General features: G+C 68.3%; 15 protein-coding genes. 6 read left to right on the top strand and 9 right to left on the bottom strand.

Annotation, left to right across the window (positions count from 1 at the left end):
* Window positions 1-19: 19 nt before the first annotated feature.
* Complete coding sequence (locus PX701_RS06405) at window positions 20-784, bottom strand: SDR family NAD(P)-dependent oxidoreductase (RefSeq protein WP_231431055.1); 765 nt, start codon at window positions 782-784, stop codon at window positions 20-22.
* Between the two features lie 78 nt (window positions 785-862).
* Between PX701_RS06405 and PX701_RS06400 the strand changes: the two genes are divergently transcribed.
* Both PX701_RS06400 and PX701_RS06395 read left to right on the top strand, forming a co-directional pair.
* On the top strand, window positions 863-1,201 hold the full coding sequence (locus PX701_RS06400; protein WP_275505821.1) for a hypothetical protein: 339 nt from the start codon (window positions 863-865) through the stop codon (window positions 1,199-1,201).
* A 105-nt stretch (window positions 1,202-1,306) separates the two neighbouring features.
* Entirely contained in the window at window positions 1,307-1,783 is a 477-nt protein-coding gene (locus PX701_RS06395; protein ID WP_231431053.1) for a GNAT family N-acetyltransferase, read from the top strand.
* Between the two features lie 34 nt (window positions 1,784-1,817).
* Here PX701_RS06395 and PX701_RS06390 read toward each other — a convergent pair whose 3' ends face one another.
* From PX701_RS06390 to PX701_RS06375, 4 genes are all read right to left on the bottom strand, one after another.
* On the bottom strand, window positions 1,818-2,159 hold the full coding sequence (locus tag PX701_RS06390) for a YciI family protein (protein ID WP_231431052.1): 342 nt from the start codon (window positions 2,157-2,159) through the stop codon (window positions 1,818-1,820).
* A 14-nt stretch (window positions 2,160-2,173) separates the two neighbouring features.
* Window positions 2,174-4,450 (bottom strand): helix-turn-helix transcriptional regulator, encoded by a 2,277-nt coding sequence (locus PX701_RS06385; protein ID WP_275505820.1) that lies wholly within the window; start codon window positions 4,448-4,450, stop codon window positions 2,174-2,176.
* A 144-nt stretch (window positions 4,451-4,594) separates the two neighbouring features.
* On the bottom strand, window positions 4,595-5,026 hold the full coding sequence (locus PX701_RS06380; protein ID WP_231431050.1) for a hypothetical protein: 432 nt from the start codon (window positions 5,024-5,026) through the stop codon (window positions 4,595-4,597).
* A gap of 98 nt (window positions 5,027-5,124) precedes the next feature.
* Complete coding sequence (locus PX701_RS06375) at window positions 5,125-5,652, bottom strand: hypothetical protein (protein ID WP_231431049.1); 528 nt, start codon at window positions 5,650-5,652, stop codon at window positions 5,125-5,127.
* Between the two features lie 427 nt (window positions 5,653-6,079).
* Between PX701_RS06375 and PX701_RS06370 the strand changes: the two genes are divergently transcribed.
* Window positions 6,080-6,646, top strand: coding sequence for a hypothetical protein (locus tag PX701_RS06370; protein WP_275505819.1), 567 nt, complete (start codon window positions 6,080-6,082; stop codon window positions 6,644-6,646).
* Between the two features lie 183 nt (window positions 6,647-6,829).
* Here the strand turns inward: PX701_RS06370 and PX701_RS06365 are convergent, their stop codons facing one another.
* Window positions 6,830-7,270, bottom strand: coding sequence for a MarR family winged helix-turn-helix transcriptional regulator (locus PX701_RS06365; RefSeq protein WP_275505818.1), 441 nt, complete (start codon window positions 7,268-7,270; stop codon window positions 6,830-6,832).
* A gap of 71 nt (window positions 7,271-7,341) precedes the next feature.
* Between PX701_RS06365 and PX701_RS06360 the strand changes: the two genes are divergently transcribed.
* Both PX701_RS06360 and PX701_RS06355 read left to right on the top strand, forming a co-directional pair.
* The gene (locus tag PX701_RS06360; RefSeq protein ID WP_275505817.1) at window positions 7,342-7,827 is read left to right on the top strand and encodes a hypothetical protein; all 486 of its coding nucleotides are present in this window, start codon (window positions 7,342-7,344) and stop codon (window positions 7,825-7,827) included.
* The gene (locus tag PX701_RS06355; protein ID WP_275505816.1) at window positions 7,820-8,809 is read left to right on the top strand and encodes a hypothetical protein; all 990 of its coding nucleotides are present in this window, start codon (window positions 7,820-7,822) and stop codon (window positions 8,807-8,809) included. Before PX701_RS06360 ends, PX701_RS06355 begins: the two co-directional genes overlap by 8 nt.
* Before the next feature lie 63 nt (window positions 8,810-8,872).
* Here the strand turns inward: PX701_RS06355 and PX701_RS06350 are convergent, their stop codons facing one another.
* Window positions 8,873-9,538 (bottom strand): pentapeptide repeat-containing protein, encoded by a 666-nt coding sequence (locus PX701_RS06350; RefSeq protein ID WP_231431044.1) that lies wholly within the window; start codon window positions 9,536-9,538, stop codon window positions 8,873-8,875.
* Window positions 9,539-9,565: 27 nt separating this feature from the next.
* On the bottom strand, window positions 9,566-11,941 hold the full coding sequence (locus tag PX701_RS06345) for an excinuclease ABC subunit UvrA (protein ID WP_275505815.1): 2,376 nt from the start codon (window positions 11,939-11,941) through the stop codon (window positions 9,566-9,568).
* A 210-nt stretch (window positions 11,942-12,151) separates the two neighbouring features.
* On the opposite strand from PX701_RS06345, the gene PX701_RS06340 reads away from it, so the two are divergent.
* On the top strand, window positions 12,152-12,754 hold the full coding sequence (locus tag PX701_RS06340; RefSeq protein WP_231431042.1) for an HdeD family acid-resistance protein: 603 nt from the start codon (window positions 12,152-12,154) through the stop codon (window positions 12,752-12,754).
* 94 nt (window positions 12,755-12,848) lie between these two features.
* Here the strand turns inward: PX701_RS06340 and PX701_RS06335 are convergent, their stop codons facing one another.
* Window positions 12,849-13,616 carry an SDR family oxidoreductase gene (locus PX701_RS06335; RefSeq protein WP_275505814.1) on the bottom strand — a complete coding sequence of 256 codons (768 nt, stop codon included), beginning with the start codon at window positions 13,614-13,616 and terminating at the stop codon, window positions 12,849-12,851.
* Between the last annotated feature and the right edge of the window lie 57 nt (window positions 13,617-13,673).

Below are 13,673 nucleotides of genomic sequence, written 5' to 3'. Positions count from 1 at the left end.
CTGCGGGTTCGATCGACCCTCAGTTGCCGCCCGCCACGCGGATATCGGCGCCGGAGGTGTAGCTCGCGTCGTCGGAGAGCAGGTAGGCGACCGCGCCGGCGATCTCGTGCGGTTCGCCGGGGCGTCGCATCGGGATTCCGGGCGCGCGCTCGTCGGGCGCGTCGGGCCGGCCGGCTGCGGCGTGGATCTCGGTGCGGGTCGTGCCGGGAGAGACGGTGTTGACACGCACGCCGACCGGTCCGAACTCCTTCGAGGCGCCCGTCGTGAGCGCGTTGAGCGCCGCCTTGCTCATCGCATAGGGGATGTACGTGTTCGGGGCACCGGACTTCGCCGCGCCAGAGGAGATGTTGACGATCGAGCCTCCGACGCCGCCACGGTCGGTCGCCATGTGCTCGATCGCAGCCCGGGTGATGATGAGCGGGGCGAGCACGTTGATGCGGAACACCGCTTCGGCTTCTTCGAGCGGCACGTCGAGGAACGGGCCGATCCGGCCGGTGATGCCGGCGTTGTTGACGAGCCCGGTGACGCGGCCGAACGCGTCGACGGCCGACGGCACCACGGTCGCGGCGGCGTCGAGGTCGGCGAGGTCGACCTGCAGCACGAGCACCCGCGCACCGGAATCGGTGCAGCGGCGGGCGACGGCGTCGGCGTCGGCGGCACGGTCGCGGTAGGTGATCACGAGGTCGTGCCCGTCGGCGGCGAGGCGTTCGGCGATCGCTGCGCCGATGCCGCGGCTGGCGCCGGTGATGATCGTGACCGGGCGGGGGAGCGAGGCATCCGTCATCTTCCCAGCCTAAGCAGGGCCGCGAGCCTGTGGCGCGCCTCTGGTGATGAGGATGCCTCGGGGCGTACGATCTCGGTTATGGCACGCGACGCAGCGAGCCGCCCAGACGACGGCAACGCTTTCACGAGGTTCTTCGATCGAGTCGACAACGCACTCGAGCCGATCTTCGGCGCACCGCCCATCACCGAGGGCACCGACCAGGCCGATCCGCGGGAACTGCAGGAGCGACCCTGCCCTGTCTGCGGACACGCGATTTTCGAACATACGTTCGATGATGCGAACGGCAACATCGTCATGACCTGCCCGACCGACGAACGGCTGCCAGAGCGATCCATGAACGGACCGCTCAACGAGCTCGGAATGCCGGCGACGGGTCGGCGTCTCGAGCGCTACGAGGAGCGAGAAGCGACGAACTGAGCCGGGGGAACCGGGGAAACGGGGGAGTGCGCCGCTCGGGGGAGCGGCGCACGACACTGACGGTCCACCCCGCGCATCGTCGCCGCGCCGTGCCAGCATGGCTGGATGACGACAGTGACGGTGCGTCCGATGACCCGGACCGAGTTCGACGAATGGCAGCTCGCGATCGCGGGGGAGTACGCCGAGGAGCAGGTCGAGGCGGGCCGCTGGCCCCGCGAAGGTGCGGTGCAGCGGGCCATCGAGGAGAATGCCCGGCTGCTTCCCGACGGTCTCGAGACCGCGCGCATGCTCATCCTTCGCGGCATCGACGACCATGACGAACCCGTCGGTCGCGCCTGGGTCGGCCTCGACCACCCGCGAGGCGCGCCGGGCGTCGCATTCCTCTACGACATCGAGATCCTGGAAACCCGCCGGGGGACCGGACTCGGGCGAGCCCTCCTCGAAGCCGTCGAACACGCAACGAGAGCCGCCGGCGCGGAGGCCCTGGAGTTGAACGTGTTCGGGCGCAACACGGCGGCGATCTCGCTGTACGCCTCGGCCGGCTACGACGTGGTGACGCAGCAGATGCGCAAGACGTGGTGAGTGGCGGTCGGCCGCCCGTCGTCCCCGTCGGGTGCTAGCTCGACGGGTCGTACTGGAACGCACGCACCTCCTGGGCGCATCGGCATGCCGTCGCGATCTTCGCAGCCCATTCCAGCGCCGACTCGTAGGAGGGGAGCTCGAGCACCGAGTACCCGCCCTCGAGCTGCGTCGTCTGCGGATAGGTGCCCTCGGTCACCGTTCCGTCGGCCGCGACCATCACCGGCGGCAGACTCTCGTCGATGCCGCCCCCGAAGACCCAGACTCCGGCGTCCTTCGCCTCCTGCACGACCGCGTGCGCGGCATCCCCGACGGCTTGCAGCTCGCCCTCCTCGAGCACCATTGCGGCGCTGGGGAATGAGATCAGGTACTTCGTCATCGGTTCGACTCCTCTCATCGCCTGACGGAGCTCGAGACACTCCGGATCGACGAATGCTCTTCGAACGAGGCGGTCTGCAGGCCGCCGAGCAGCCCGAGCGTGGATGCGGTCTCCACCGCCTCAGCCCTGCTCGATGCATCGAGCTTGCGGAAGATCGCGGACACGTGGCTGCTGACGGTGTTCCTCGAGACATAGAGGCGCTTCGCGATCTCCGCCTGGGTGAGGTAGGTCTGGAGATAGGGGAGGACGCGCTGCTCGGCGACCGTGAGTGCGGTCGACGGAGCATGTCGGCCGAGACGCTCCCGCTCGTCGACGGCGCGCGCGGCCGCCGCCACGCGCGCATCCAGGGCCTCGCGGCCATCACGCGGCGGCAGGATCTCATCGATCTCACGCGACAGCATCCGCGCGGCCTCGATGTCGCCCACCTGCAGGTTCGCGTGAATCAGGAAGAGCCTCGTGGGGATGCTGATCAGGGGGACCGCGCCCATGCAACGGCCGCGCTCGGACATCGCCAGCGAGAGGAACTTCTCACCGGCGCTCCGGCGACCAGCGTGCAGTGCGGTGTAGGCCGCAGCGGCATGCGCGTATGCGCACATGATGTACCCGTCGATGTTGCCCGTCTGGATCGCGTCGAGCGCCCGCTGCACGTGCGCGTCGGCCGCCGCCCAGTCGCCGCCGTCGATGGCGAGCTGAGCGAGTTCGACCTCGCACATCACGATCGTCGCGGGGTTGCCATGGGCCTCGGCCGTGTGGATGGCCTCCATCAGCACCTCGCGGGCACGGCCCTCGTGCCCGGTGTGGAGCAGGGTGCTCCCCAGGATCTGGAGCGCGGGATCGCGCCACGGGCTCTCGACGGGTTCGGCCCGGACTGCGAACTCCGCGTCCTCGAGGGCCGCGCGCATTCCGTGCTTCATCGTGATGGCCCGGACCATGGCTTTCGCCGACACGAGATCGATGCCATCGACCCGCGGGGCATCGTCGGGCATGCTGCCGAGCAGCGACGCCCACTTCTGGGCGGCGGCGTCGGTGCCGGAGAGCAGCGAGTACCACGTGACGACCACCACGGCGAAGGGGTTCGCGAGGAGGTTGGCATCGCCGATCTGGCTGATCCACCGGCCGAGGGTCGTGGTTTCGCCTGCGGTGTAGGTGTTCAGGGCTGCGAGCGCCACGAGCGAGGACGCCGTCGCGAAGTCGCCTCCCGCGATCGCGTGGTTGATCGCTTCCGGAAGCAGGCCCTGCTCGTGGCACCAGGCAGCCGCCCTCATGTGCAGGCCGCGAACGGTCGGCCCGGCGTCGAGATGGAGCTCAGCCTGCAGGTACTCGGCGAACAGCGGATGCAACCGATAGGAGCGACGCTGGGGATCCGCAGTGATGAACAGCTGACGCGCTTCGAGATCTCGGAGAATGCTCGCGGAGTCGGAGCGCTCGAGCACCGCGTCGCACATCGCGGGAACGAGCGGTCGCAGGATCGAGACGGAGACGAGGAACCGGCGGATGTCGTCGGGCAGTTCCCGCATGCATTCGCGGTAGAGGTAGTCGGCGAGCAGATCCTGGCCGCCGATCGAGTCCAGCGGCCGGCTCCGCGACAGGAGCGCGCACATGTGCAGGCCCGCCGCCCACCCGCCGCTCTGCTCGACCCAGCTCGTGAGCGTCTCGGGGGAGACCTCTGCACCGGCGACCTCGGCGATCCTGGCTGCTCCCGAGAGGTCGATCCGGAGGTCCTCGGCGGTGACGTGAGCCGCGGACGACGCCACACGTCCGCGCGCGAATGCGGCGGGGCGGTGGCGGCTCGCCAGCACGACCTGCGACCCCGCCGGTACGCCCGTCAGCACGACGTTGAGCGCGTCGATCGCGTCGAGGGAGGTGAGTGCGTGGGTGTCGTCGAGGAACAGCACGAACGGCTGATCGCATCGGGAGAGGGCGCGCGCGAGCACCGGTGCGATCCGGCCCAGCACGCCACGATCGGCCGTCGAGACCTGCTCCTCGAGCGATGCCGCGACCGGGGTGAAGGACGAGCAGGCATAGGTCAGGAGCCGGATGAGCGCGGCGGGATCGTCGTCGCCGTCGCTCAACGTGAGCCAACCGGTGGCTCGGTCCTCGAGCTGGAGCCATTCGGCGAGGAACGAGGTCTTCCCGTAGCCTGCGGGCGCCGTGACGGTGACCAGCCTGGCGGGCCCGGAGCGCACGTTGCCGATGAGGTTCTCGCGGCGCACGAAGCTCGGGTCGAAGTCAGGACCAGTGGTCTTGACCTCGAGGATCAGTTCCTTGAGTTCGCGCTCAGCGGCCGCCATCTCTCGTCTCCCCATCGACCAACGTCAGCAGTGAACTCGCGCCCGAGGCGCTGCGTCGGATTCAGATACTACCGATCCACGGGGCGGTGCCGCGCCACGCGTGCGCCACACGGACGGGGTCGTCGTGGGGCATTCGGCTGCCTGCTACAGAGCGGACCCGATGGGCGACCAGTATCGGAGGGAGACGAGCAGGCGTGAATTCGTCCAGTCCGACGCGGGCCCCAATTCGGACGCAACGCACACCGAAAGCAGGTTGAGGGTCGGCGAGAGCGTGCACCGTTCGGACTCGATCCCCATGTCCTCCGCGAGCTGTCGTGCCGACTGGCCCTCGGGTGGATCGATGTTGAGTTCCGTCCAGCACCCTCCGGACGCGCAGTTCTTCTCACTGGTGAGAAGCGTCGCGCCCTCTGGGATCGCCGGGCCGAACGATGCGGGTGGCGCACTTCCCTCCGTGACGAACAGATGGCTCACCGCGACATGCATCAACCAGAACGCGATGAGGACGGCAGCGGCGACGCCGAGCACGACCGAGATGGTGATACGTCGCGCGGTGACCGCCGGTTCCGATGTCTTCATCTGACTCCCAGTGCTCATCGACGGTGTCCAGGGCTCCAAGCGGAGCGGATTCGGCAATCCTGTCATCGAAGCGCCCCAGCGTGCTCGAACCCGTCGAGCTATCCGGCAGTGAGCGCGGTGCTGATGATCGCTCGAACCTCGGCGTCGTCCTGCATGCCGTCGGTCGCGTACGGTTCCCACCGGTCCAACTGGGACAGCACCCATTCCCAATGCGCGAGTCGCAGTGTGATGACCAGCAGATGCTCGCGAGGCGGCCATCCGTACGAGTCACGCTGAGCCTCAGAGGCGGCCGACGCGCGCCATCCCGCGTCGCGGATGCAGGAACCAGCGATCACGGTCTCCGTGATCCCGTCGACCGCGTCGACGGCCATCGAGTTGTCGACGCACCCGTCAACGCGTTGCCACAACCGCACCGGAATCTCGATCGTCAGATAGCGCACGCGGTAATCCTCGCAGACGTGCCAATCGCGGCTTCCGGATTGTCGGACACGCCTGGCTGGTGTCGAGCGGATGTCACGGTGACCGCCGGCGGTCGTGTCGGTGCGCTGGTTCAGCGTGATCTCATGCCCACCCTCACGGTCCGCGACTTCGTCACGGTTGACGGACAGTACGACGACGATGAGCACGGGCGCATGAGCGAACTCGACGGGGGAGTCGTGCGCCCGGCAGGCCATGGGGGAGTAGATGGGGAGGACCGACCGCGCGAGGGAAGAAGGCCTCAGCGGATCGCGTTGGATCTCGATGACGTCGCGCGGAACCGATGCTCATGAGAATGCCTCACTCAGCGAGAGGTCCAAAGGCGACAGTTCGCTAGGAACACAAACCACCCAGGTGGGGAAGTGGCGCAGCATCCGAATCGTGCATCTGCTGCACTGGGGCTTCCTCTGATGGTGAAGTCACTCAACCGCTTTCCACAAAGCTCGCACCAGAAGCGTTTGGTGCCCGACATCGCGTCGGTAGCGCGGGCGTGTCAGACGGGAATCGTGATCGCCTGGAACCCTCTGATTTGCGCCGCTCGGCTTGCAGAGTTGGCCCGGACGATAGATTCGCCGAATGATGAAGACCCCGACTGGCCGCGTCGCCCTCACCGCGCTGCTGACCCTTCTCCTGCTCACCGGCTGTACCGCTGTGGACGCCTCGTCGCTGCCCGACACCGACACGACCCCGAACGCAGCCCCAGCAGCGATCGAAGGCGACATGGATGAGGATGGCGAGCTCTCCGAGTTCGAGAAGCAGGTACTCGCGAGGAACGCACCCCGCGACATCACCCTTCACGATGGCAGCGTCATTGTTGTGACACCCGGAGAGCCCCTCCCGCAGCCCGTCATTGACCAGATCGTCGCCGACGCGGCGCCCGGCGCGGCTCAGGCGCAGACCGACGACGAGTTTGCGCCCATGGCGGGCCTGAGAAGCATCCGTGAGGTGGCAACCTCATATGCGAACCAGTTTGATCGCACCGTCGTCATCGTCTATTGGGGCTTCGGTGCCTGGGGCACGGTCTCCTCCGTCGACGAATCCGGCGGGACCGGGCTGGCAGGCAGCAGCGACCTCGACGCGATGGTCGCGGCGGCTACTGACTGGGCGGGATCCCACGACGCCTACGTCGTAGTGGTCGAGTAGCCGTCCGTCTTCATCGACGTTGCTGCGCGATGCTCATGCCCGCGCAGGAGCAAACCGACCATGAGTTGTCGCGGCTGAGCGCACAGGATGCGCCACGGGTAGGTGGTCTGCTTCACCAGATTTCTCTCATTCCGACATAATGTGCATTATCGGCGCAATACGGAGCAGCATGGCCGTCGGGCTTCAGTCCCGCGGCGCCAAGCCGGTCAGCATGCGTGACAGCACCGACCTCAGCGATTCGAGCTCGGCCGTATCGACGGCCGTGAACAGCTCCCCGGCCACGGTGCTCGTCTGTTGCTGCACGGCCTTCAGGGCTCGATCGCCGTCGTCCGTCAGGTTGAGAATCGTCACGCGCCGATCTGTCGACGACGGCACCCTGGTGACATAGCCGAGCCGCTCGAGATCGTCGACGGTTCGCACCATGCCCGTCTTGTCGGTGCTGAGCCGCGCCACGAGGTCGCGCTGCGTCTTCACGCCGTCTCGGATCATGAACATGACCGACGCGTGCCGCGTCGTGAGATCCAGCGGTTGCAGGGCGGAGTTCAGGCGTTGCGTCGCGGCCGTGTACACCCGGTGGAACAGCAGTCCGACCTCGATGGCGGCGCGCGCCCCCGCTTCGCTCATGGTTCGAGTCTCCCCCAAAGAAGATCCAAATGCAATAGATCCAAATGGATCCAGTTGATAGGCTGCGGAGCATGTCCCGACTCGATGACGGCTCCGGCCACGACCGTCTGTGGCCCCTGACGCTGCTCCGCTTCTCGCTCGCCCTCACCTCGGTCTTGCTGTTCGGGCAGGCCGTGTCGGCGGGCCTGTTCATGGGCGGCGTGCCTGTCGCATTCGGATTGCACCGCGAGCTGGCGACGGTGTCGGGCGTCGCACTGATGGTCGCGATCCTCGCGACGATCCTCGCCCGCGCACTGAGTCGTGCGCCGCGGTGGCCGATCGCCGCGACGATCGGGCTCCTCGCGCTCATGTCGCTGCAGGCGTTCGCGGGGTTCCGGTCCCTCGTGGCGCTGCACGTGCCGCTCGGTGTGGTCGTGATCCTGCTCAGCGTCGCCTTGACGGTCTGGGTCTGGCGGCGGATGCCTCGGCAGCAACCGAATCGCGAGGACGATCGCGAAGGTCCCGAGAAGGCAGCGGCGCGCGCCTCCGTGCGTATGGCACGCTCGAACAATGGATGACTCCGACGACTTCCCGCAACTCGCCCATGTCGGAGTCCATCCCGATGTGCTCGCGAAGCAGGGTGAGCGTTTCGACGCGCTCCTCTCCTCGCTCGGATGGAGCGAACCCGTCGACCTTCCTGCCGCGGCGCCGCACGAGGGTTGGCGCGTGCTTCGGCGAGACGGCGGCGCGGTGCTCCTCGGTGCTCCGGCCGACTCCGCAGCAGCGACGTGGTCGATTGCGAACCTTCCCGCCGAGCCGATGCGGGGCGGACAGGCATCGGTCCACCCCGACGTCTTCCCGCTCCGGCCGAGCCGACGCGAGCGGCGCGGCGGCCTCGTGCTGCGCTGGCCCGAGACGATGCTTACCGATCCCGACATCGACGAGCTCGTGATCGACATCGTCAACGAAGGCGACGCACGATGGCACCCGACCGGCGACGACTTCCACGTCGCCGGCACGGTCTCCCGACAGGGTGTCACCGCCGGCGGCGTTTCCTTCGGCTACGTCGGGCGCCCGGATGCAGCGTTCGCGCTCGACCCGGGCGAGTACGCGCGAGTGCGGGTGAACATCGGGTCCGCCGACTGGAACGACTTCCAGGCCGGTCGGTACGAGGTGCATGCCTGGCTCGTCAGCCTCGGCCTTCGCACGGCGGCGCCGTTGCCGATCGATCTCGACGCCGCGCTGATCGAGCGCCAGCGAGCCCGACATGCGCCCCGCCGCCCGCCGCCCGTGCCACGTGACCACCTGGACGAGCGACGTCAGATGCTTCGCGCCATGATCGCCACCCAAACCGACGCCGAGACGATCCTCCGCATCGTCGCCGATGCGGCCTCCGACGAAGCGGCGCGCCGCAGCATCGGCGAAGCACTCGGCTGCTCCGAGACCGCGGCCGACGCCGTGCTCGCGATGCAGCTGCGACGGTTCCGCCGCGGCAGCGCGGAATCGATCGCCCGCGAACTCGACGAGCTCGAGCAGCACATCGAGGGTCTCGGCGTCTGAGCCGGGGCTCGCAGCCGGAACCGGAGTGGCTGAGTGTCGCCCGCTCCCCCGCGTGCCGATCCGTCAGTCGTCCACTCGGATGCCCAGGTGTCGTGCCAGGTGGGGCGCGAGCAGGGCCGCCTGCATCGAGTCGATCGTCGCACCGCTGAGGCCGCCGATGCCGTCGATCACGGCGAGCTCGAGGCCGCGCAGGTCGACATCGCGCAGCCTCGCCCCGGTGACGTCGAGCGAGCGCAGGTCGCAGCCCTCGAAGGCCACCCGCTCGGCCTGCGCGTTGACGAGGTCGAGCTCATCGATCGTGCAGTCGGTGAACAGGACATCACGGATCTCGGCACCGCGAAGGTTCACGTAGCCGAGCTTGCAGCCCACGAACCGCACCGCCCGCCATCGGTCGTCGTGGAACTCGACCGATCCGAGTCGCGATGACATGAACGAGACGTCGCGCAATTCGGCCAGCGGGGCCCTGAGCACCGGTGCCTCGAGCCGCTCGATCACGACCTCCGAGAAGGCGGCCGCGCGAAGGCGCGTCTCATGGGCGGCGACGCCGGTCAGCTCGCACTCGGTCAGACGCAGGCCGCCGAGATCCCGTTCGGCGAGGTCGAGCCCGCTGAACCGTCGCGCCTCGACGACCGCGCCGGCGACCAGCTCGCTCTCGTGACCGTCGTCGAGCTCACCGAGCAGGACCGGGTCGACGCGCGGCGCGACGGGATGCCTGGCCTTCGACGCCACGGCCGCTCCTCTCCGAACGAAGACGAATCAGGATGCCTCGGCGCCGACGTAGTCCGCGAGGTGTTCGCCGGTCAGGGTCGAACGGGCGGCGACGAGATCGGCGGGAACGCCCTCGAACACGATCCGCCCGCCGTCGTGACCGGCGCCGGGACCGAGATCGATGATCCAGTCGGCGTGCGCCATCACGGCCTGGTGGTGCTCGATCACGATCACCGACTTGCCCGAGTCGACCAGGCGGTCGAGGAGGCCCAGCAAGTTCTCGACGTCGGCGAGGTGGAGACCGGTGGTCGGTTCGTCGAGCACGTAGACGTCGCCCTCCTCCCCCATCGCGATCGCGAGCTTGACCCGCTGGCGCTCGCCGCCCGAGAGCGTGGAGAGCGGTTGGCCGAGCGTGAGGTAGCCGAGGCCCACGTCCTCGAGGCGACCGAGGATCTTCGCCGCCGCCGGGATCTTCGCCTCGCCGTCGGAGAAGAACTCCCGTGCCTGCGCCACCGGCAGGTCGAGCACCTCGGTGATGTCGAGCCCTCCGAGCTTGTACTCGAGCACCCCGGCCTGGAACCGCTTGCCGCCGCAGTCCTCGCAGGGCGTCTCGATCGTGTCCATGAAGCCGAGCTCGGTGACGATGACGCCCGATCCCTTGCAGCTCGGACACGCGCCCTCGGAGTTCGCGCTGAAGAGCGCGGGCTTCACGCCGTTCGCCTTCGCGAAGGCCTTGCGGATGGGCTCGAGCAGGCCCGTGTACGTCGCCGGGTTGCTTCGTCGTGAGCCCTTGATCGCGCCCTGGTCGATCGACACGACGCCGTCCCGTCGCGACACCGAGCCGTGGATGAGCGAGCTCTTGCCCGAGCCCGCCACGCCGGTGACGACGGTCAGAACGCCGAGCGGGATGTCGACGTCGACATCGTCGAGGTTGTTCGCATCGGCGCCGCGCACCTCGATCGCGCCGCGCGCCGAGCGAACCTCCGCCTTGAGCGACGCGCGGTCGTCGAGATGCCGGCCGGTGAGGGTGCCGCTCGCCTTGAGCCCGTCGACCGATCCCTCGAAGCAGATCTCTCCCCCGCCGCTGCCCGCGCCGGGGCCGAGGTCGACGACGTGATCGCCGATGGCGATCGTCTCGGGCTTGTGCTCGACGACGAGCACGGTGTTGCCCTTGTCACGCAGCCGCAGCAGCAGCGTGTTCATGCGCTGGATGTCGTGCGGGTGCAGCCCGATCGTGGGTTCGTCGAACACGTAGGTGACGTCGGTGAGCGACGACCCGAGGTGACGCAGCATCTTGATGCGCTGCGCCTCGCCGCCCGACAGCGTGCCCGACGGGCGCTCGAGGCTGAGGTAGCCGAGCCCGAGGGTCACGAACGCGTCGAGGTTCGCGCTCAGCGCCTCGAGCAGCGGGCCCGCGCCCGGCTTGTCGAGGCCGCGCACCCACTCGGCGAGGTCGGTCACCTGCATACGGCACGCGTCGGCGATGCTGACGCCGTCGATCTTCGACGAGCGCGCGCCCTCGGTGAGCCGGGTGCCGTCGCACTCCGGGCACCTCGCGAACGTCGCCACCCGCTCGACGAAGGCGCGGATGTGCGGCTGCAGGGCGTCGAGGTCCTTCGACAGCATCGACTTGGTGATCTTCGGGATGAGGCCTTCGTAGGTCATGTTGATGCCGCTGATCTTGACCTTCGTGACCTCGCCGTAGAGGAAGAGGTGCCGCTGCTTCTCGGTGAACTGCGCGATCGGCTTGTCGGCCGGGTAGAAGCCGGACTGCGAGAAACCCTTCACCATCCAGCCGTCGGCGGTGTAGCCGGGCACCATGATCGCGCCCTCGTCGAGCGACTTCGACTCGTCGACGATCTGCGCGAGGTCGAGATCCGACACGGCGCCCCGGCCCTCGCATCGCGGGCACATGCCGCCGAGGTAGATCACGTCCTTGACGATCTTCTTCTCGCCGTGCGGGCCGGTCATCACCCCGCTCGCCTTCTGCGTGGGGATGTTGAACGAGAACGCCGTCGGCCCGCCGATGTACGGTTCGCCCAGCTTGGAGAAGAGGATCCGCAGCATGGCGTTCGCATCCGTCACCGTGCCGACGGTCGAACGGGGGTTGGCGCCGAGCCGCTCCTGGTCGACGAGGATCGCCGTCGTCAGACCCTCGAGCACGTCGACGTCGGGTCGCGGAACCGACGGCATGAAGCCCTGCACGAAGGCGCTGTAGGTCTCGTCGATCAGTCGTCGGGACTCCGCGGCGATGGTGTCGAAGACGAGCGAGCTCTTGCCCGACCCCGACACGCCCGTGAAGACCGTCAGCCGTCGTTTCGGCAGGTCGATGTCGACGTTCTTGAGGTTGTTCTCCCGGGCGCCGCGCACGCTGATGAGCTCATGGCGGTCGGCGGGATTCGGAACGGTCGTCTCGGTGGCCATGTGGTCTAGATTCTCACGGGCGCGAACGATGAGGCACATACCGGTCACGCTAGCTGCGGCATCCACCCCGGTGCTTCTCGATTCCTGACCGGTGCGCCTACGACACGGTCGTAGTTCGTCGCATCGCGACGCGCGCGTTCACATCCGATACTCAGGCGGGGTTCGGCAATAGCCTTGGCGGGCACGGTTCACCCTCAGAAAGGACATGCCATGTCTTCCACACAGCCGACCGGCTTCTTCGCCACGTTCTCGCTCGATGCCGCCGAGCTGTCGAAGTCGGCCATCAACACCGTCCGCACGACGCTCGGCATCAGCGGCGCCGTCGCGCTCATCGTCGGGCTCATGATCACGTTCTGGCCGAAGGACTCGGCCGTGGTGCTCACCATCATCCTCGGCATCTACCTGCTCATCGCGGGCATCGCCTACCTCGGGCTCGGCATCTTCTCGAAGGGCATCTCGGGTGGTGCGAGGGCGCTCGACATCATCCTCGGCATCCTGTTCATCATCGGCGGCATCTTCGCCGTGGCGAACCCCACCGAGAGCGCGGTCGTGCTCGGCATCTTCCTCGGCATCCTGATCGGTGTCCTCTGGATCGTCGAGGGCATCGTCGCGCTCGCGCAGCTCGGAGACGCGCCGTCGAAGGGCTGGGCGATCTTCTTCGGCATCCTGAGCATCCTCGCGGGCATCGTGCTGCTGTTCTCGCCGCTCTACGTCGTCGTGCTGTGGTGGATCATCGGCATCAGCCTCATCGTGCTCGGCATCATCCAGATCGTGCGCGCGTTCACCTTCGGGCGCGGCGTCACGGCCGCCTGAACCGAACGGGCGGCTCTGCCGCGCAGAAGAAGGCCGGCCCCGGGATGACTCGGGGCCGGCCTTCTTCGTCTCCGCCGTGGCGGTCGAGCTGGGCTCAGGCCTCTTTGGCGAAGCCCGAGATGTCGCCGACGTAGCGCGTGTTCTCGGCGGGGACGGGCTCGACGACGGCCGACGCGACCTCTGCGGCGAACTCGGCGACGTTGTAGAGACGGCCGGCGTCCTGCTTGCGGGCGTCGATCGCGCCGGGGTTCGCGCGCTCGAGGAGCGTCGCCGTGATGGTTCCCTCGATCATGTCGCCCGACACGACGACGAACTCGACGCCCGCCGCCTCGAACTCGGGCAGCTTGGCGCGGAGCGCGTCTTCGCCGGCGCGCTTCGAGAGGGCGACGGGCTCGTACTCGGGCATCGTCGGCGTCGTGCGGATGAAGTGCGCCTGGTGGCTCGTGACGAAGACGATGCGGGCCCCGTCGGCCAGGTGCGACAGCGCGCCCTCCACGACGTTGACCTGCGCGTCGCGATTGAGGCGCATCGCATAGTCCTCGCCGAGGCCGGTCTCCATGCCGCCCGACGCGTTGAGCACGAGCACGTCGATCGGCCCGAGCTCTGCGACGGTGCGCTCGAACATCGCCGCGACCGACTCGGGGTCGGTCAGATCGGCGCCGATCGCGATCGCGGTGCCGCCGCCTGCCACGATCTCGGCGACCACCTTCTCGGCGCGAGGCGCCTTGCTGCGGTAGTTGACGACGACCGATGCGCCGGCCGCTGCGAGGTAGCGGGCGGTGTCGGCGCCGATGCCGCGCGACGAGCCCGTCACGAGGGCGACGCGGCCGGCCAGCGAGCCGGGGGCGAGTGGATTGGTCACGGGGAGGCTCCTCGAGGTCTTGGCACCGCGAAGACGACGCGGCGCGGCCGAACCGAG

Origin of the sequence: Agromyces chromiiresistens (assembly GCF_029167465.1) — a bacterium.
Lineage (GTDB): Bacteria > Actinomycetota > Actinomycetes > Actinomycetales > Microbacteriaceae > Agromyces > Agromyces chromiiresistens.
Note: the sequence above shows the minus strand (reverse complement) of the source record. Positions and strands in the feature narration are given on the sequence as shown.